The organism is Noviherbaspirillum saxi, from assembly GCF_003591035.1.
Lineage (GTDB): Bacteria > Pseudomonadota > Gammaproteobacteria > Burkholderiales > Burkholderiaceae_D > Noviherbaspirillum > Noviherbaspirillum saxi.
In genome coordinates, this window is the sequence record NZ_QYUO01000001.1 from 849,757 (window position 1) to 869,403 (window position 19,647).

Here is a 19,647-nt window from a genome sequence, read left to right on the forward strand (position 1 = left end):
CATGCGCGTGATACCGACTGCCATCCCTGATGTGAAAATCATCGAGCCGAGCGTTTTCGGCGACGAGCGCGGCTTTTTTTTTGAAAGCTTCAACGAGCGCGTCTTCGCCGAACAGGTCAATGGCGGCCAGCGCGTGCACTTCGTTCAGGATAACCACTCGCGTTCGGCGCGGCATGTGCTGCGCGGTCTGCATTACCAGATCAGCCAGGCGCAGGGAAAGCTGGTGCGCGTGATCGCCGGTGAAGTCTTCGATGTGGCAGTCGACATTCGACGCAACTCGCCGAGCTTCGGTAAATGGGTGGGTGAGACGCTATCGGCCGCCAACAAGCGCCAGATGTGGGTTCCACCCGGTTTTGCGCACGGCTTTTTGGTGACCAGCGAGTCGGCCGAATTTTTGTACAAGACCACCGATTACTGGGCGAAGGAATATGAACGCTGCATCGCCTGGAACGATCCGGCGATCGGCATTCAATGGCCGACAGATGTCGCGCCGGCACTGTCCGACAAGGACCGCCACGGCCTCATGTTGTCGGATGCCGAGGTGTACTCGTGAAGATTTTATTGACGGGAAGGACCGGGCAGGTCGGGTACGAACTGCAGCGCAGCCTGCAGGGAATGGGCACGGTGATTGCGCCCGACCATGGACAGATGGACTTGTCCGACCTGGATCAGGTGCGCGATGTGGTGCGCTTGCACCGCCCGGACCTGATCGTCAATCCGGCCGCCTACACGGCAGTGGACAAGGCAGAAGAAGAACCTGAACTGGCGATGCGCATCAATGGCGAAGCACCGGGCGTGCTGGCCGAAGAAGCGCGAAAGCTGGGCGCCGCGCTGGTGCATTACTCGACCGACTATGTCTTCGATGGCAGCAAGCAGGGTCCCTATACCGAAGATGACCTGCCGTCGCCCGCCAATGTCTATGGGCGGACCAAGCTGGCCGGCGAGCAGGCGATACAGGCCAGCGGCGTTCCGCACCTGATTTTTCGTACCAGCTGGGTATATGGCCTGCGCGGAAAGAATTTTTTGTTGACGGTGCAGCGGCTCGCACAGGAGCGCGAAGAACTGAGAATTGTCGCAGATCAACACGGCGCGCCAACCTGGTGCCGTACCATTGCGGACACGACCGCCCATGTTGTTGGCAGCCTACAGTATCGCGGCGGCGAACACCGCCTGGATCATGAGCTGTGGCGGCAGAACGCAGGTGTCTACCATCTTGCTGCGCAAGGTCAAACTACCTGGCATGGTTTTGCCCAGACTATTGTTGCGCATTGGTCATCAAATAAAAAGCCGGTGGTCACGCCGATCGCTACGCAGGACTATCCGCTACCCGCGAAAAGGCCTGCTAATTCGGTGCTGTGCTGCAAACGGCTGACCGGGACGTTCTGCCGTTTGCCTGCATGGGACGAGGCACTGAAATTGTGTCTGGAATGATTAATGGCGATGCCGGTAGGCGCGTACCACGCTGCCTCCGTCGTTAGCCTCAACGAATTAAAAACTGTGAGATAACACTATGCTGATCCCCATCATTCTCTCCGGCGGCGCCGGCACCCGTCTCTGGCCGGTTTCGCGCGAGGCGTATCCGAAACCCTTCATGCGTATCGGCGGCGGCAAGAGTCTGTTGACGCAGACGCACGAGCGCGCGCTTGAAGTGTCGGGCAATACCGCGCCGCTGATCGTCACCAACCGCGACTACTATTTCCTGTCGCATGACGAACTGGAGAATCAGCAGATCAAGCCGCAATATATGCTGGAACCATCGGGCCGCAATACGGCGCCTGCAATTGCGCTCGCCGCTCTATGGGCGATCCAGCAGAAACCCGATGCCTGCATGCTGGTCATGCCGGCCGACCATCTGATCAAGGATACGCCGTCGTTCTACACGGCGGTACGCCATGCCGAAAACCTGGCAAAGGACGGTTTCCTGGTGCTATTCGGCGTCAAGCCGACCGGTCCCGAAACCGGCTTCGGGTATATCGAAATGGGTAACAAGGTCAGCGAGCATGCGCAGGTCGTGCAGCGCTTCGTCGAAAAGCCGGATGCCGTCACCGCTGCCCGTTATCTGGCCGAAGGCAATTACGTCTGGAACAGCGGCATGTTCTGCTTCAAGGCCAGCACCATCCTGGATGCCTTCGCTACCTACAATCCCGCGCTGCTGGAAGCTGCGCGCGAGGTATGGAACAGCACCAAGCTTGACGGCGACAAGATGGAACTGCCGGCCAGCTTTACCGCACTGGAAAACATCTCCATCGATTACGCCGTGATGGAAAAGGCAAAAAACATTGCCGTGATTCCGGGCGATTTCGACTGGAGCGACATCGGCGCCTGGAAAGCCGTGGCCGAAGCGATTCCGGCCGACGCATCCGGCAATACGCAAAACGATTGCCAGACCATCGTCATCGACAGCCGCAATACCCACATCCAGACCACCGACCGCCTGGTTGCCGTGATCGGTCTGGACAATTTGCTGGTGATCGATACGCCTGACGCCTTGCTGGTTGCCGACAAATCGCGCAGCCAGGAAGTCAAGGAAGTGGTCAATCGCCTCAAGGCCAGCGGTCATGAATCCCACAAGACCCACCGCACGGTCGCACGGCCATGGGGTACATACACGGTGCTGCAGGATGCGCCCGGATTCAAGATCAAGCGCATTGCCGTCAAGCCCGGCGCATCGCTGTCGCTGCAGATGCACCATCACCGCAGCGAACATTGGGTGGTCGTTTCGGGCAAGGCCGAAGTCATCAATGGCGAACAAACCGTGGTGCTGGAAGCCAACCAGTCCACCTATATCCCGGCCGGCAACAAGCACCGCCTGACCAATGTGGGAAATACGGAACTGGCCCTGATCGAGGTACAATGCGGCTCCTATCTGGGCGAGGATGACATCGTCCGCTTTGAAGATATATACGGCAGGGTTCAATAATGGCAGTAAGCATGTTGCGTTCGATATGGAGCTATCGCGGCTTCATATCGGGCAGCGTCAAGCGGGAGTTTCAGTCGCGTTACCGCAATTCGTTGTTAGGCGCAGCATGGACGGTCCTCAATCCGCTGGCGATGATCGTGGTGTACACGGTCATCTTTTCGCAAGTGATGCGCACCCGTTTGCCGGGCATCGACAATGGCTTTGCGTACAGTATCTACCTGTGCGCGGGCATATTGACCTGGGGCTTGTTCTCGGAAATCGTCAGCAGGGCGCAAAACGTCTTTCTTGAACATGCCAATCTGATCAAAAAGATCAGTTTTCCGCGCATTTGCCTGCCGATCATTGTCGTGATGAACGCGGGCGTCAACTTTGCGATCATTTTCAGCCTGTTTGTGATCTTCCTGCTGATGTCAGGCACTTTCCCCGGCCTCAGCTTCATTGCGATCTTTCCTGTTCTTGCCATACAAATCATGTTCGCAATTGGGCTTGGTATCATTGTCGGCGTATTGAATGTTTTTTTTCGTGATGTAGGTCAGTTCTTCGCCGTTCTGCTGCAGTTCTGGTTCTGGTTTACGCCTATCGTCTACCCGGCCTCCATCCTGCCATCCGAGGTACGCCCCTATCTCAACTGGAATCCCATGATGCCGCTGGTCAGCGCATATCAGGATATCCTCGTACACGGAAAGTGGCCGCAATGGGACACCATGTTGATTCCCGCCGCCCTGGCCGTATTGTTATGTATTGTCGGCATGCGTTTGTTCCGCAAGCGCGTCGGCGAAATCGTGGATGAGTTGTAATGGGCCGGATACGCGTTTCAAACCTTGGTAAGGCCTACAAGCAATACCACAATCACTGGTCACGCCTGGCCGAATGGATGCTGCCATTTTTCGGTATGCGTCATCGCCTCAAGTGGGTGATGCGCGAAGTCAGCTTCAATCTGGACCAGGGCGAAGCGGTCGGCATCATCGGTATCAACGGCGCCGGCAAGAGCACGCTGCTCAAGATGATCACCGGTACCACGCAACCGACGACCGGCAGTGTCGAAATCACCGGGCGTGTCGCGGCGCTGCTGGAACTGGGCATGGGCTTTCACCCCGATTTCACCGGCCGGCAAAATGTCTTCATGTCCGGCCAGCTGCTCGGTCTGGGCGTCGATGAAATCGCCCAGCTGATGCCCGAGATCGAAGCCTTTGCCGAGATCGGCGACTATATCGACGAGCCGGTGCGCACCTATTCCAGCGGGATGCAGATGCGCCTGGCGTTCAGCGTCGCGACCGCCAAGCGGCCCGATGTACTGATCGTCGACGAAGCGCTTTCGGTCGGCGACGCGTATTTCCAGCACAAGAGCTTCGACCGCATCCGCTCCTACAGCAGGGCGGGTACCACGCTGTTGATCGTCTCGCATGACAAAAATGCAATCCAGTCGATCTGTAACCGCGCGATCCTGCTTGATGGCGGGCGGCTGGTAAAAGAGGGCGCGCCGGAAGAAGTTATGGATTACTATAACGCCCGGCTCGCCGAACGGGAAAATGCCAATCTGAACTTGCAGCAGCAGGTAAGGGACGACGGCAAGGTCCAGACGATCTCGGGCACCGGCGAAGCGACGGTGATGGATATCGCCCTGCTCAACGAGCGCGGCGAGCCGCAGGAGCTGTTCGACGTCGGCGTTCCGGTCACGCTCCAGGTCAAGGTCAAGACGCATGCCGACATTCCGCGGCTGGTGCTGGGCTACATGATCAAGGACAGGCTGGGGCAGGCGATCTATGGAACGAACACCGACCTCACCAAGCAACCGCTGCATGATGTCGAAGCCGGAGAAGTGATCACTTACCGTTTCGATTTCCCGCTGAATCTGGGACCTGGGACATATTCCATCGCCACTGCGCTGGAAAGCACGGATACGCACCTCGTCAATAATTATGAATGGCGCGATCTGGCACTGGTCTTTTCGGTGACCAACCTGAGCAAGCCGGAATTCGTCGGCTGCGCATGGTTCAACCCGCAGATCAGTATCGCGCGTCCCTGAGCCGGACGCGTGTTACCGCAGCAAATTGAATGAAGTAGCGCGCATGCCGGCGGCAGCCTTGCGGGCACGCGGGGGATTAGTATTGAATTGAGGGATTGCCTTGCAATCTCGACCAGCATCAATCGGAAGACGATGAAAAAGATAAAAATACTCATGCTCGCCAATTATCCGATTGTCGAGCCGCGCCACGGCGGCCAGCTGAGGACTTTTCACATCCGCGAGGAATACGCCAGGGCCGGCATCGACGTCGATCTGGTGTCCTTTTTCCAGGAAGGCGGCTACCAGTACTACGAAAGCACCGACATTCCGCTGCCGGGCACACTCTCGGTGGTCATCAACAAGGATTTCGACTACGCCGTCTATGACTATCTGTCCGCGCTGCATGTTGCGCAGGACCCGGTCATCTACGACAAGCTGGCCTCGCAGATACGCAACGGCGGCTATGACTACGTACAGCTCGAGCAGCCGTACTTCTGGCCCGTACTCAAGAAAATCCTCGCTTCCGAAAGCCTGGGTTCGGCCGCGCCGCGCGTGATCTTCTCGTCGCAGAATATCGAGTACGAGATGAAGGAAGAAGTCCTTCACAAGATCAAGGCGCCGCAGGATTACGTCAGCCTGGTCAAGGACAGCATTCGCCAGATCGAGATCGAACTGGTCAATAGCGCGCATATCACCTTCGCGGTGTCGGAGCAGGACCGCATCAAGCTGCAGGAACTCGGCGGTCGCAACGACGTCGTGCTGCTGCCCAACGGCGTCGGCAAGCTGCAAGTCGATCCGCAGTCGGTCGAAGGCTGGCGCGGCATTGTGCCGAAAGAACCGTTCGCCACTTACATCAGCAGCGCGCATCTGCCCAATGCCGTCGGCTTCTTTTCCTCACTCGGCAATTCTCTCGCTTTCCTGCCGCCTGACCGCAAGATGGTCGTGGCCGGCGGCGTGTGCCAGCTGATCGAGCGTTCGGAAGAATTCAACAAGTGGTCGAGCATCAACCGTTCGCGCTCCATCCTGTTCGGGCCGGTGGACAATATCGGCGTGGCCGCGCTGCGCAAGTTCACCCATGTGTTCGTGCTGCCGATCACCACCGGCGGCGGCTCCAACATCAAGACCGCCGAAGCGCTGGTCACCGGCGCCTATGTGCTCGGCACCTCGACCGCTTTCCGCGGCTTCGAACATTTCGCCAATGAGGCGGGCGTCTATATCGAAGACGATCCCCAGGCATTCCGCAGCCGTCTGGTGTCGCTGCTCAGCCTTGCGCCGAACCGCCTGACCGAAGAAAGCCGCATCCGGCGCGAAGGCCTCCTGTGGGAAAACACCCTGAAGGAAATTTCCAAAGTTGTCGTGAAAGATTTCAATGCTCGCTAACGCCGTGTCCGCTCAAACCGAATCGACGATCTGGTTCGATTTCACGACCTCGTTCAACTGGACCCGGCCGGCGGTGGGCATCGTGCGCATGGAGCAGGAATGCTGCCGCGCGCTGCTCAACATGGTGCCGGGGCGGGTGCGCGCCTGCATCTTCGACCAGCGCACGCTGTCCTATTACGAACTGCCGATCGACGATGTCTGGCGCATCCTCAATCGCGTGTGGACCGATGCACCCACCGTTGCGCCGGTAACGGCGATTGCTCCGGCACCTTCCGGCGAAGTGAGTTTCGCCCGTCGCGTCGAGCAGGTATTGCGCCGTGCCGCCCGCAGGGGCGTGGCAGCGCTGCCGGCACGTCACCAGCTGAGTGCCAAAGCCAAACTGATGAAGCTGCGCCGCATCGCCGCGTACGCCTACAACGAATGGAAAGCGCCGGATGTCGCCGTGCCTGCGCTGCAGTCGAATGCGCCGGCCGCGAGCGAGCCGTCGGTCTACCCCAAGGCCGATATCCGCAAGACCGATACCTATCTGACCATGGGCCTGGACTGGGACCATAACAAGATCGAGTTCCTGTACCGCCTGAAGAAGGAAATCGGCTTTCGCATCAACTGCGTCGCCTACGACATCATTCCGGTGCTGTTCCCGCACTTTTATTCGGAGGGCGCGGACCAGTTCTTTGCGCACTACTTCTCGAACATGGCGTGGATCGCCGACCACATCTTCTGCATTTCGGAATGCACCCGCAAGGACTTGCGCAAGCTGCTGGTCGAGCTGGGCACGCCGGTGCCCGACATGTCGGTGGTGCGCTTGGGCGACATGCTGCCGGTGATCCATGAGCAGCAGCATTCCGATGCGGTCAAGCGAGTGGCGCAGGAGCGCTTCATCCTGATGGTGTCGACCATCGAAATCCGCAAGAACCACCAGGTCCTGTACAACGCCTACGTGCGCCTGATCGAGCAGGGCGTCACCGATTTGCCAAAGCTGGTATTCGTCGGCATGCCGGGCTGGCGCGTTAACGACTTCATCTTCACGATCCAGCAGGACAAGCGCGTGCGCGACAAGATCGTCATCCTCAACCGGGTCACCGATGCGGATCTGGCCTTGCTGTACGAGACCTGCGATTTCACGGTGTACCCGTCGCTGTACGAAGGCTGGGGCCTGCCGGTCGCGGAAAGCCTGACGCACGGGAAGTTCTGCCTGACGTCGCATGCAGGCTCGATTCCGGAAATCGCAGGTGATATCCTTGATTATCTGGAACCTTGGGATGTGCTGGGCTGGGCGGAAAAGATCAAGACCTACGCCACCGATCAGGCCGCGCTGCAATCCAAGGTTCAAGCCATTACCAGCCGATACAAGACGACGTCCTGGAATGAGACTGCCGCATCCATTCTGAAACAACTTTGATTTCTATTATCACGGCCAGGATTGATTTCCATTAACTTGTGCAAATGCTCAAAAATATATTTCTTTAAAGCAATAAAGAGCAGCTTCGCCAATACCTTTGGTTTCCTTTTTCATATCCAGACTATAAAGTTCAAACATGACTAAACCATCTATCGCAATCGTTACCGGCATAACCGGCCAGGATGGCGCATATCTCGCCGAACTCTTGCTCGACAAGGGCTATATCGTGTACGGCACCTACCGCCGCACCAGTTCGGTCAATTTCTGGCGTATCGAAGAACTGGGAATCGAAAAGAATCCTAACCTGCACCTGGTCGAATACGACCTGACCGACCTGAGCGCAAGCATTCGCCTGCTGCAGACCACCGGCGCCACCGAAGTGTATAACCTGGCCGCGCAAAGTTTCGTCGGCGTGTCCTTCGACCAGCCGGCGACGACAGCGGAAATCACCGGTATCGGCCCGCTCAACCTGCTCGAAGCGATCCGCATCGTCAATCCGAACGTGCGCTTCTACCAGGCGTCCACGTCGGAAATGTTCGGCAAGGTCCAAGCCATTCCGCAGATCGAAAGCACGCCTTTCTATCCGCGCAGTCCGTATGGTGTCGCCAAGCTGTACGCGCACTGGATCACGATCAATTATCGCGAGTCGTACAACATCTTTGGCTGCAGCGGCATTCTGTTCAACCATGAATCTCCGCTGCGCGGCCGCGAATTCGTGACTCGCAAGATCACCGACACCGTCGCCAAGATCCGCCTCGGCAAGCAGGACGTGCTTGAACTCGGCAACATGGATGCCAAGCGCGACTGGGGCTATGCAAAAGAATACGTGGAAGGCATGTGGCGCATGCTGCAGGCTGACGAGCCGGATACTTTCGTGCTCGCCACCAATCGTACCGAAACGGTACGCGATTTCGTCACGATGGCATTCAAGGCTGCCGATGTGCAACTCGAATGGCGCGGTTCCGGAGAGAGCGAAACCGCGGTCGATGCTTCCAACGGCAAGACCGTGGTGCGCGTGAACCCGAAATTCTACCGTCCGGCCGAAGTGGAACTGCTGATCGGCAACCCGCAAAAGGCCAAGGACAAGCTGGGCTGGGCGCCGGAAACGACACTGGAGCAGTTGTGCCAGATGATGGTAGAGGCCGACCTGCGGAGAAACGAGCGTGGGTTCTCCTTCTAATACGACGGACAACGGTCACCGCGGCCGTGTCCTGCTCACCGGCGCCAACGGTTTCACCGGCAAATATGTGCGGGCGGAACTGGAAGCGGCCGGCTATTCGGTCTGCGGCGCGCTGGTCGGCGCCGCACGCGGACCGCATGAAACGACGCTCGACATCACGTCGCTCGACGACTGCCGCCGCGTGCTCGACAAGGTGCGCCCAGATTATCTGGTACATCTGGCGGCGATCAGTTTTGTCGCGCACGCGGATGCCGACGCGTTTTACCGCGTCAATGTCATCGGCACGATGAACCTGTTGCAAGCGATTGGCGACACCGGTGCGCCCGTCAAGCGCGTGCTGGTTGCCAGCAGCGCCAACGTGTACGGCAACGCGACCGCCGGCGTCATCGCCGAATCGCAGCCACCGCAGCCGGTCAATCATTACGCCGCGAGCAAGCTGGCGATGGAACATCTGGTCAGGACCTGGTCGGACCGGTTGCCCATCGTGATTTCGCGGCCGTTCAATTACACCGGCGTCGGGCAGCAGCCGAATTTCCTGGTGCCGAAGATCGTGTCGCATTTCGTCAGTCGGGCATCGGTGATCGAGCTAGGCAATCTGGACGTGGAGCGCGACTTCTCCGATGTACGCATGGTCGCGCATGCCTATCACGGCTTGCTCGAAAACGATTGCGCCGGCGAGACCGTCAATGTCTGCAGCGGCCGGCCGTATTCGCTACGGTCCATCATTGACCTGATGCAGGACATCGCCGGTTATGAAATCGAAGTGCGGGTCAATCCGGCTTTCGTGCGGCAGTCGGAAGTGAAGACCCTGGTTGGGTCGCCGGACAAGCTGCGTGCGATCGTCAGCGACCTCAATCCCGTCCCGTTGCAAGAAACCCTACGCTGGATGTACCAAGCCGGCGTCGGTTCCTGAACGTGCATACCTTGCAAGCCAGAGCGGGAGCGGCACCGGAGAAACGCCCGGATGCGTTCCCGACGCATCAACAGCAGCCCGTGGACATGCTCGATAGCATACGGGTCGGCTTCAACGCCGTGCCGCTGCTCGGTCCGCTGACCGGCGTCGGGCAGTACACTTTTCGTCTCATTACCGAGATGCAACAATTGCTGCGCGTGAGGCCCTGGCTGTTCTATGGGACTTCGTGGGACACCGAAATCCGCAGCGCCGCACCGGCAGCGATCCGGCAAATGAACAACGCGATGAAACGCCTGGTGCCGCAGCCCCATGTGGTCGCCCGCTTCATCAAGCAGAGCCGCTTTTCCTCGGGCGTCAAGGCAAACCGGATAGACCTGTACCATGAACCGGCTTACCTGGCTTTTCGCTTCAAGGGGCCGACGGTCGTCACGGTGCATGACATTTCCTGGATACGCCATCCGGAAACCCATCCCCAGGACCGTGTGCGTGAAATGAATCGCGTCATGCCCTCGGTCGTCAAGCGCGCGGAACATATCATCGTCGACTCCGAGTTCGTCCGCAGCGAAGTCATCGATCACTACGGCGTTGCTCCGGAGCGGGTGACGACGGTGCTGCTCGGCGCCTCACCCGAATTTCACCCGGTCGCCGCCGACCAGTGTGCAAGTGTGCTAAAGCAATTCGGCCTGTCGCCGGGTCGCTATGTGCTGGCGGTCGGTACGCTGGAGCCGCGCAAGAATCTGTCGACCGTGATCGCCGCCTACGCGCAATTGCCCGATGCAGTGCGCCAGCGGTATCCTCTGGTGATCGTCGGGATGAATGGTTGGGGAATGGAAAAATTTTCCGACAGCCTGAAGCACATGATCCGGCGCGGTGAAGTGCGCCTGCCTGGCTATGTCGCGCAGGCCGATTTGCCGGCGCTGTATTCCGGCGCAAGGCTGTTCGTGTATCCATCGCTCTACGAAGGATTCGGCCTGCCGCCGCTGGAAGCGATGGCATGTAAGGTACCGGTCATCGCATCGAACCGCGCCTCGCTGCCCGAAGTCGTTGGCGATGCTGGCTTGCTGGTCGAGCCGCTCGATGATGTCGCCATCGCCGCGCACATGCGCGCGCTGATCGAAGACGATGCGCTGCATGCGCGGCTGAGCATGGCCGGACTCGTGCGCGCCGATGGATTTACGTGGCGCAAGTTCGCGCTTGAAACGCTGGCGGTTTACCGAAAGGTGCTGGCCTGATCGCACGCGGACAGACATGTACGAACCATTGACCATCTTTACGGAAGCAAAGCGGCATCATGCGGATTAGTTGCGCCATCGTCAGTTATCACAATCCGCCCGAGCAGATTGCCGAGGCGCTGCGCAGTGTCGCCGCCACGCCGATGGATATCGCGCTCTACCTGATCGACAATTCCGCCAACGACAGTCTCGGCGCGGTGGCGCGCGAGTTTGGTGCGCACTATATCCACCGTCCCGACAATCCGGGTTTCGGCAGCGCGCATAATCTTGCGATTGCTGCTTCGCTGGAGCAGGGCGCCGATTACCATGTCGTGCTCAACCCGGATATAAGCTTCGGGCCGGAAGTCCTGCCTGCGTTGTCCGCCTACATGGAACAGCATCGCGATATCGGATTGCTGATGCCCGATATCCGTTATCCCGACGGCAGCCGTCAACATTTGTGCAAGCTGCTGCCGCATCCGGGCGATTTGACGGTACGGCGCTTCCTGCCTTTCCTGTATCGCTTGAGCGGGCGTGTGCACACCTATGAACTGCATTGCGGCGACTATGACAGCACGATGGAAGTGCCGGCCCTGTCCGGCTGTTTCATGTTCCTGCGTACTGCCGTGCTGCGGCAGGTCGGCGGCTTCGACCAACGCTTCTTCATGTATCTGGAAGACGTGGACTTGTCGCGTCGCATCGGACGCGTTGCACGCACCGTCTACTATCCTGGCGTATCGATCGTGCATGCGTATCAGAAGGGCTCTTACCGCAATAGCGCATTGCTGATGCGGCACATACGGTCTGCGATCCAATACTTTGGCAAGTGGGGCTGGTTCTTCGATGCCGAGCGTAGCGAAGTCAATCGGCGCGCGCTGCAGAAACTCCAGAAGCGTCCCCAAGCCACCGTGACTTCGGCCTCGATGCTGGATCGCAAGCCATGATGCCGGTGCGCGCATGAAGCGGATATTGATCGATCTGACCCAGCTGCCGCTGCAGCGCACCGGTGTCGGCATCTATGCGGTCAATTACGTGCGTCGGCTGCAAGCCTTGGTCGGCAACAGGCAACTGCATTTCCTGGTGCTTGATGACGATGCGGAGCTGCTGGCCGAAACGCGGGCAATTCCGGGCGTGGTCGTCACTTCGCTGAAAGCCGCGGTGTTCCGGCGCTTTGTGTTCCGCGTCCTGCTCGAGCAGGTCTTGATTCCCGCCTTCGCGCTCGCGCGCCGCATTGATGCGGTGCATTCGCTGCACTACAGTTTTCCACTGCTGTCGTTCGGGCGCTTCAAGCGCATCGTGACCGTGTGCGACATGTCCTTCTTTCTGTTCCCGGAACTGCATGTGCCGGTCAAACGCAAGTTCTTCCAATTCTTCATCCGTCAGTTGCCCCGTACCGAAGGCTTGCTATTCATCTCGGGTTCGACAATGAGGGATTTCCATCGCTATTTTCCGAACTCTGCGGTGCCCGAGCAGGTCATCCCCCTGGGAACCGATTTGGCAAGGCTGGCAACGACGCCCGATCCGGCGCTGATGGCTGGCTTGCGCGCGCGCTTCGACATCGCCCAATACATCCTGTATGTCGGCACGATAGAACCACGCAAGAATATTCTTGGCCTGGTGCAAGCGTTCGAAAGCATTGCCCATCGCTACCCTGCGGTGAAGCTTGTCATCGCCGGCAAGCTGGGCTGGGACTACGATACGCTGCTGCAATACGTAGAGGTATCGCCGCTGCGTGAACGCATCGTATTGACCGGCTACATCAACGAAGCGGAAAAGCATGCGCTGCTCAAGTCGGCACTGCTATTTACCTATGTTTCGTTTTACGAAGGCTTTGGATTGCCAGTGCTGGAAGGCATGGCCGCTGGCGTGCCCACCATTACCAGTAATCTTTCCTCGATGCCGGAAGTCGCCGGTGATGGTGCACTCCTGGTCGATCCGCACCAGACCGGGCAGATCGCCGCCGCAATCCAGTCACTGCTGGACGATCCGCAGGCGAGGGCTACACTGGTGCAGCGCGGCCTGACGCAGAGCCGCCAGTTCACCTGGGAAAGCATGACCCAGACTTCGCTCGCGTTTTACGATCGGGTTGCGCCCGCCGCCGGCGCGAGCGCCTGACGCCCAACATGCCTATCCTGCGTTTCTTTACCTTCAATTTGCTCGGTCATGTGTTGCCGATGCTGGTCGCGCTGGTATCGGTGCCGGTGATCGCGCACGTAGCAGGAGTGGAGCGCCTCGGCGCGCTTGGTATCGTGTGGGCCCTGGTCGGCTATTTCGGCTTCCTTGATTTCGGCTTGAGCCGGGTCGTCACACGCCGTGTCGCCAGCGCCGCAGATCAGGGCGAACTGGCCGCCGAGCTTGCGGTGCTGCGCGGTTTCCTTTGGTGGCGCGCGCTGCCTGCTTTACTGGCGATCGGTGCCGTATTGTGGGCTGTGCGCCCGCTGTTTCAGCCACATCTGCCGCCCGGCGCTCTCGGCGTCGAACTCGCAACGGGATGGGTATGGATCGCATGGAGCATTCCGGTGACGCTGGCCACCAACTGGTTGCGCGGAACGCTGGAAGGCGTGCATCGCTTTGCGCGGGTCAATGTGTTGCGCACGATTTTCGGCGCCTGGACCTATGCGGCCCCGGCGGTCGCCGCACTGATTTCACCCACGCTCGATGCCATGATTGCCGCCATCGTGGTCGGCCGTGTGCTGGCCCTGCTCTCGCATGCGCTCGCCTGCCTGCGCGCCGAGCCTGCCATCCTGCTTGGCGTTGCGCGGCCGTCGGGCATGCGCCAGTTCTTCCATGAAGGCGGATGGATCACGATATCCAATGTCATCGGTCCGCTGATGGTGTATTCCGACCGTTTCGTGCTGGCTGCACTGCTGCCGCCGAAAGCGGTCGCCTGGTATGTGACTTCGCAGGAAGTCATGCTGCGCACGCTGGTGATCCCGGGAGCGCTTGCCGGCGTGCTGTTCCCGAAATTCGCCGGCAGGCGTGATGGCGATAGCGAAGTGCCGCTGATCGCCTTGTACGAACGCGGCATCCGAGTCTCTGCCGCGCTGATGCTGCCGCTGGCCGCCCTGGCGGCCGCCGGCGCTTACGACGGCTTGCGCTTGTGGCTGGGAGAAAGCTTCGCAGCCAACGGTTACCGGGTGGTGGAAATCGTCGCGGTCGGCATCTTTGTCAATGCGATCGCGCATTTGCCGTTCGCCTGGCTGCAGGCAACCGGACGATCTGATCTGACCGCTCGCATCCATCTGATCGAATTGCCTTTGTATGCGGCCGGGCTGTTTGCCGCCGTCTCAACCGGGGGTATCGTCGGTGCCGCCGCGTTGTGGACGGTGCGGATCACAGTCGATTGCCTGCTGTTGCTGTCGTTTGCGGGCCGCGACGGCATCGGTCCGGCCGCCAGGCCTTTGCTGGCCGGCATGCTGCTGGTCATCGCAGCCGGACTTTGTTCCGGGCCCGAATGGTCGTGGCCATGGCGCATCGCGATATGCACGCTTGCCACCTTGGGCGGGGTGCTGGTTTCCTGGCTGGTCATTCTTTCGCCGGGCGACCGCGACGAATTGCTCCGGCGCTCGCGACAAGGTGTTGGTAATCAGTTAAGTCCCTGAAATATTGGTAAAAATTACGCAAATCAGGTGATAAACGTATGGCAATAATTTAGACTGTCACCTTCTTTGGCCCGGCTAAACTTGGCAGCGCCGAATCGCCACCACCGATGGTCGGCCATCCGGCAACGGTTTCAGCCATTGTTGATCATTCATGTCGTCTTTTCTCATCAGCTTCATCGCTTCCGCTCTCCTGACGCTCCTCATCATCAAGTTGTCCCGGCTGCATCGCTCGGTGCTGGACAATGACATGAGCGGCGTGCAAAAGGTGCACGTGCGTGCGGTGCCGCGCATCGGCGGCGCGGGCATTTTTGTCGCGGTCGTCGTCACGGCGGCGATTGCGATGCTGCGCACGCCGGATATCGGCAAGGGCATCCTGCTGATCCTGATCTGTTCGTCGATCGCCTTTGCCGGCGGTGTCATCGAAGACTTCACCAAGAGCGTCAGCCCGGCGCGCCGCCTGCTGCTTACCATGGTGGCCGCTGTGCTGGGCTATTACCTGCTGGATGCGCGCATCGAACGCATAGACTGGATCGATTCCGTCTGGTCGCTCAATTATGCGTGGATCGCGCTACCGCTGACGGTACTGGCGGTGGCCGGGATCGCCAACGCCATCAATATCATCGACGGCTTTAATGGCCTGGCAACCGTGGTCAGCATCTGCATGCTGCTGTCGCTTGGCTATGTCGCGCTGCAGGTCAACGATACCTTCATCCTTGTTGCCGCAATGATCGTGGCCGGCGCCGCGGCCGGCTTCCTGGTCTGGAACTATCCGGCAGGACTGATCTTCCTGGGCGATGGCGGCGCCTATTTTCTCGGCTTCATGCTTGGCGAACTGTCGGTACTGCTGGTGATGCGCAATCCCGAAGTCTCGACCTGGTATGCAGTGTTGTTGCTGATCTATCCAGTCTTCGAAACGCTGTTCTCGGCTTACCGCCGCCTGTTCCTGCGCGGCCAATCGCCCGGCACGCCGGATGGCATACACCTGCACAGCCTGATCTTTCGCCGCGTCGTGTTGTGGGCGGTCGGGCGCCGCGATGCGCGCGCACTCAACCTGCGCAATGCAATGACCTCGCCTTATCTGTGGCTGCTGTCGCTGATGGCTGTGATTCCGGCAACGCTGTTCTGGCGTCATACCTGGGTATTGATGTCGCTCTGCATGTTGTTCATCGCCAGCTATGTCTGGCTGTATGCACGCATCGTACGCTTTCGCTCGCCGCGCTGGATGATCGTGCGCAGGAAAAAAAACCAGAAGCGTCCCAAGCGCTAGCTTGCCTCGCCTGCAGCCTTTGCCAGCATTCCGTATAGTTCTATCTTTTTATCGCATTCGACACCATGGCAACTCTTTCTCAAAGCATATTCAAGGCCTACGATATCCGCGGTATCGTAGGCAAGACTCTGGACGCTGATGTTGCCGCCGGCATCGGCCAGGCATTCGGTACGGCAGCGATCCGCAAAGGGGAAACGACCGTCGTCATCGGTCGCGACGGCCGCCTGTCGGGTCCCGAATTGTCTGCGGCGCTGGCCTCGGGCCTGCAGCGCGCCGGCGTCGATGTGATCGACCTCGGCGTGGTCGCCACCCCGATGCTGTACTTCGCCACCCATGTGCTCGACGCGCAGTCCGGCATCATGGTCACCGGCAGCCATAATCCGCCCGACTACAACGGTTTCAAGATGGTGCTCGGCGGCGAAGCCATCTATGGCGAGGCGATCCAGGGCTTGTACCAGGCCATCGTCAAGAAAGATTTTGCGCAAGGCAATGGCAACTACCGCACCCACGACATCAAGCAAGCCTATCTCGAGCGCATCACCAGCGATGTCAAAACCAGCCGGCCAATGAAGATCGCGGTCGATTGCGGCAATGGGGTGGCCGGCGCCTTCGCGCCTGAACTGTACCGCGCGATGGGATGCGAGGTGATCGAACTGTTTTGCGAAGTCGATGGCACCTTCCCCAATCACCATCCCGATCCGGCCCATCCGGAAAACCTGCAAGACCTGATCCGCTGCCTGCAGACGACCGATGCCGAAATCGGCCTGGCCTTCGATGGCGACGGCGATCGCCTGGGCGTGGTGACCAAGGATGGCCAGATCATTTATCCGGACCGGCAACTGATGCTGTTTGCGCAGGATGTGCTGACCCGCCATCCGGGCAAGGAAATCCTGTACGACGTCAAATGCACGCGCCATATCGGGCCGTGGGTCAAGCAGCATGGCGGGGTGCCGCTGATGTGGAAGACCGGGCATTCGCTGGTCAAGGCCAAGCTGCGCGAGACCGGTGCGCCCTTGGGCGGCGAGATGAGCGGACATGTGTTCTTCAAGGACCGCTGGTACGGCTTTGACGATGGCTTGTATGCGGGTGCGCGGCTGCTGGAACTGCTGACGCGCATGCGTGATCCGTCGGCGGCGCTCAATGCCTTGCCGCAGGCCAGCAGCACACCGGAGTTGCATCTGCATCTGGAAGAAGGCGAGAACGTGGCCTTGATTGCAAAGCTGCAGCAGGATGCGCGTTTTCCCGATGCCGAGCAGATCGTCACGATCGACGGCTTGCGGGTCGAGTATGCGGATGGCTTCGGTCTGGCACGCTCGTCGAACACCACACCGGTGGTCGTGATGCGCTTCGAAGGCGAGACGGCGGAAGCACTGTCTCGCATCCAGGAAGAATTCCGCCGTGCCATCGTGGCCGCGAAGCCAGATGCGCATCTGCCGTTCTGATCGACGGCTGCCGTGAAAATCCTGATCGTCCGCGTCTCCTCGCTCGGCGATGTGGTGCACAACATGCCGATGGTGGCGGATATCCTGCGCCATCATCCGCATGCGCAAATCGACTGGGTGGTGGAAGAAGCCTATGTGAACCTGGTGCGGCTGAATGCCCGCGTGCGCAACGTGATTCCCTATGCATTGCGGCGCTGGCGCAAGAGTTTGCTGGCGCCGGCCACGCGTGCGGAAATGCGTGCGTTTTACCATCGCGTGCGCAGCGAGCGGTATGACATCGTGTTCGATACCCAGGGTTTGCTGAAGACCGGCATCGTGATGCGCATGGCACGCATCACGCCGAATGGAAAACGTGTCGGTCTTGCCAATGGCACCGAAGGCTCCGGCTATGAAGGCGCATCGCGCGTGTTTCATACGACCAGCGTGCCGGTCGATGTGCATACCCATGCGGTGTTGCGCGGGCGGCTGGTCGCGGCCGCCGGACTTGGCTATACGGTCGACACGCCCGCCGATTTCATGTTGCAGCCGCCGCACTTCGATGCGCTTCCGGCATGGCTGCCCGAGCGGCCTTATGCCGCATTCTTTCATGCGACCGCGCGTGCTTCCAAGCAATGGGCGTCGGGTAACTGGGTTCAGCTGTCGCACTTGCTCGACCGGCGCGGTTTGCCGGTGCTGCTGGCGTGGGGCAATGATGCAGAGTACGCGGTGGCACAGCGGCTTGCCGCGCAAATGCCGAATGCGCAAATCCTGCCCAGGCTGTCGATGATGGAAGCGGTATTGTTCGCGCAGCGCGCGGCGCTCGCCATCGGCGTCGATACCGGCCTGACCCATATCGCCGCCGCTTACAACCGGCCCACCATAGAACTGTATTGCGATTCGCCACGCTGGAAGACCGAGGGCAACTGGTCGGGCAATATCATCAATCTCGGGGAGCAGGGTGCGCCGCCTTCGGTTGCCGATGTCGCTGGCGCGATCAACAGCCTGCTTGGCGGTGCGAATGGCAAACGCTGAGCCGCGCGCGGTTTTTCACAGGATCTGACGGATGCGCATTCTGTACTCGATTGCATGGTGGCTGGCGTTGCCGCTGGTAGCCTTCCGGCTATGGCTGCGCGGCCGCAAGGAGCCCGGCTATCGCCGCAACCTCGGTGAACGTTTCGGTTTTTACCGCCAGCATCCGCCACCGGCGCTGATTTGGTTGCATGCGGTATCCGTCGGGGAGACGCGCGCGGCCGAGCCGCTGGTGGATGCCTTGCTGGACGCATATCCGACGTATGGCATCCTGCTTACGCATATGACGCCGACCGGCCGTGCAACCGGCCAGGCGTTGTTCGGCAAGCACGCGCCACGCATCGTGCAGTCTTATCTTCCCTACGATACCGGCTGGATGGTCGGCCGCTTTCTACGACACTTCAAGCCGCGTATCTGCATCTTGATGGAAACCGAAGTCTGGCCGAATGTGATGGCGCAATGCGTCAGCCATCGTGTGCCTGTCGCGCTGGTCAACGCGCGCTTGTCCGAGCGCTCGCTGGCCAAGGCGCAGCGCCTGTCCGCGTTGATGACTGAGCCTGCGCAGGCAATGACGTGCGTCGCTGCGCAGACGCAGGCCGATGCGGCACGCATCGCTTTGCTTGGTGCGCCTAACGTGCACGTCACCGGCAGTGTCAAGTTCGATGTTGCGCCAACGAAGGAAGCCGTGGACAAGGGCATGGCAATGCGCCATCAAATTGGCGCTCGCCCGGTATTCCTTTGCGCCAGCACGAGGGAAGGGGAAGAAGAGCTCATCCTCGATGCGTGGCAGACAACAGAAACAGGCGATGCGTTACTGCTCATCGTGCCGCGCCATCCACAACGCTTTGATGAAGTCGTGCGCATGGTGCAGGGGCGTGGGCTAGCGCTGGTGCGGCGATCTGCGATGGCAAATATGCCGGTCGCAGCAGATACCCGCGTGCTGCTTGGCGATTCAATGGGGGAAATGTTTGCTTACTACACTGCTTGCGACCTCGCGTATATCGGCGGCAGTCTCTTGCCGCTGGGTGGGCAAAACCTGATCGAAGCTTGCGCGGTCGGCAAGCCGGTGCTGATTGGTCCGCATACCTTCAATTTCACTGAGGTCAGTGACGATGCGATTGCCGCAGGGGCTGCGCTGAGAATGGCAAATGCGACGGAGATGGTGAGCGAAGCACAACGTCTGCTGACCTCCCCTCAAGAGCGCATCGGCATGGGTGAACGCGCACTTGCCTTTGCATACCAGCATCGTGGAGCGACTGCGCGCACCATGGCCTTGCTAGCGCCGCTGATTGCGTGATATCGCAGCGTTGTGCCGGG

The 19,647-nt window shown here is 59.8% G+C and carries 17 protein-coding genes; all 17 read left to right on the forward strand.

Annotation, left to right across the window (positions count from 1 at the left end; all coding sequences use genetic code 11):
• Position 1: 1 nt before the first annotated feature.
• The 17 genes from rfbC (at position 2) to waaA (ending at position 19,627) form a co-directional block, all read left to right on the forward strand.
• On the forward strand, positions 2-553 hold the full coding sequence (rfbC, locus tag D3871_RS04125) for a dTDP-4-dehydrorhamnose 3,5-epimerase (RefSeq protein WP_119767745.1): 552 nt from the start codon (positions 2-4) through the stop codon (positions 551-553).
• Positions 550-1,431, forward strand: coding sequence for a dTDP-4-dehydrorhamnose reductase (gene rfbD / locus D3871_RS04130; RefSeq protein ID WP_119767746.1), 882 nt, complete (start codon positions 550-552; stop codon positions 1,429-1,431). Before rfbC ends, rfbD begins: the two co-directional genes overlap by 4 nt.
• Positions 1,432-1,510: 79 nt before the next feature.
• Positions 1,511-2,920: a mannose-1-phosphate guanylyltransferase/mannose-6-phosphate isomerase gene (locus D3871_RS04135; protein ID WP_119767747.1), complete on the forward strand. Its 1,410-nt coding sequence runs from the start codon at positions 1,511-1,513 to the stop codon at positions 2,918-2,920.
• 11 nt (positions 2,921-2,931) lie between these two features.
• Positions 2,932-3,717, forward strand: coding sequence for an ABC transporter permease (locus tag D3871_RS04140; RefSeq protein WP_199724726.1), 786 nt, complete (start codon positions 2,932-2,934; stop codon positions 3,715-3,717).
• The gene (locus D3871_RS04145; RefSeq protein WP_119767749.1) at positions 3,717-4,946 is read left to right on the forward strand and encodes an ABC transporter ATP-binding protein; all 1,230 of its coding nucleotides are present in this window, start codon (positions 3,717-3,719) and stop codon (positions 4,944-4,946) included. The genes D3871_RS04140 and D3871_RS04145 overlap by 1 nt, the downstream gene beginning before the upstream one ends.
• 132 nt (positions 4,947-5,078) lie before the next feature.
• Positions 5,079-6,305, forward strand: a complete 1,227-nt coding sequence (locus tag D3871_RS04150; RefSeq protein WP_147376743.1) for a glycosyltransferase family protein — start codon at positions 5,079-5,081, stop codon at positions 6,303-6,305.
• A complete protein-coding gene (locus D3871_RS04155) occupies positions 6,295-7,707 on the forward strand; it encodes a glycosyltransferase family 4 protein (RefSeq protein ID WP_119767751.1) in 1,413 nt (470 codons plus the stop codon). Before D3871_RS04150 ends, D3871_RS04155 begins: the two co-directional genes overlap by 11 nt.
• Positions 7,708-7,843: 136 nt before the next feature.
• Complete coding sequence (gmd, locus tag D3871_RS04160) at positions 7,844-8,887, forward strand: GDP-mannose 4,6-dehydratase (RefSeq protein ID WP_119767752.1); 1,044 nt, start codon at positions 7,844-7,846, stop codon at positions 8,885-8,887.
• The gene (locus D3871_RS04165; protein WP_119767753.1) at positions 8,871-9,800 is read left to right on the forward strand and encodes an NAD-dependent epimerase/dehydratase family protein; all 930 of its coding nucleotides are present in this window, start codon (positions 8,871-8,873) and stop codon (positions 9,798-9,800) included. Before gmd ends, D3871_RS04165 begins: the two co-directional genes overlap by 17 nt.
• An 86-nt stretch (positions 9,801-9,886) precedes the next feature.
• Positions 9,887-11,032, forward strand: a complete 1,146-nt coding sequence (locus D3871_RS04170; RefSeq protein WP_119767754.1) for a glycosyltransferase family 4 protein — start codon at positions 9,887-9,889, stop codon at positions 11,030-11,032.
• Positions 11,033-11,091: 59 nt separating this feature from the next.
• The gene (locus tag D3871_RS04175; protein WP_119767755.1) at positions 11,092-11,955 is read left to right on the forward strand and encodes a glycosyltransferase family 2 protein; all 864 of its coding nucleotides are present in this window, start codon (positions 11,092-11,094) and stop codon (positions 11,953-11,955) included.
• A 13-nt stretch (positions 11,956-11,968) separates the two neighbouring features.
• Positions 11,969-13,126 carry a glycosyltransferase family 4 protein gene (locus tag D3871_RS04180; RefSeq protein WP_119767756.1) on the forward strand — a complete coding sequence of 386 codons (1,158 nt, stop codon included), beginning with the start codon at positions 11,969-11,971 and terminating at the stop codon, positions 13,124-13,126.
• A gap of 8 nt (positions 13,127-13,134) precedes the next feature.
• Positions 13,135-14,613, forward strand: coding sequence for an oligosaccharide flippase family protein (locus D3871_RS04185; protein WP_119767757.1), 1,479 nt, complete (start codon positions 13,135-13,137; stop codon positions 14,611-14,613).
• A gap of 151 nt (positions 14,614-14,764) precedes the next feature.
• Positions 14,765-15,880: an MraY family glycosyltransferase gene (locus D3871_RS04190; protein ID WP_119767758.1), complete on the forward strand. Its 1,116-nt coding sequence runs from the start codon at positions 14,765-14,767 to the stop codon at positions 15,878-15,880.
• Positions 15,881-15,945: 65 nt separating this feature from the next.
• The gene (locus D3871_RS04195) at positions 15,946-17,322 is read left to right on the forward strand and encodes a phosphomannomutase/phosphoglucomutase (RefSeq protein ID WP_119767759.1); all 1,377 of its coding nucleotides are present in this window, start codon (positions 15,946-15,948) and stop codon (positions 17,320-17,322) included.
• 12 nt (positions 17,323-17,334) lie between these two features.
• Positions 17,335-18,333: a lipopolysaccharide heptosyltransferase I gene (gene waaC / locus D3871_RS04200; protein ID WP_119767760.1), complete on the forward strand. Its 999-nt coding sequence runs from the start codon at positions 17,335-17,337 to the stop codon at positions 18,331-18,333.
• 31 nt (positions 18,334-18,364) lie between these two features.
• Positions 18,365-19,627: a lipid IV(A) 3-deoxy-D-manno-octulosonic acid transferase gene (gene waaA, locus D3871_RS04205; RefSeq protein ID WP_119767761.1), complete on the forward strand. Its 1,263-nt coding sequence runs from the start codon at positions 18,365-18,367 to the stop codon at positions 19,625-19,627.
• Positions 19,628-19,647: the final 20 nt, after the last annotated feature.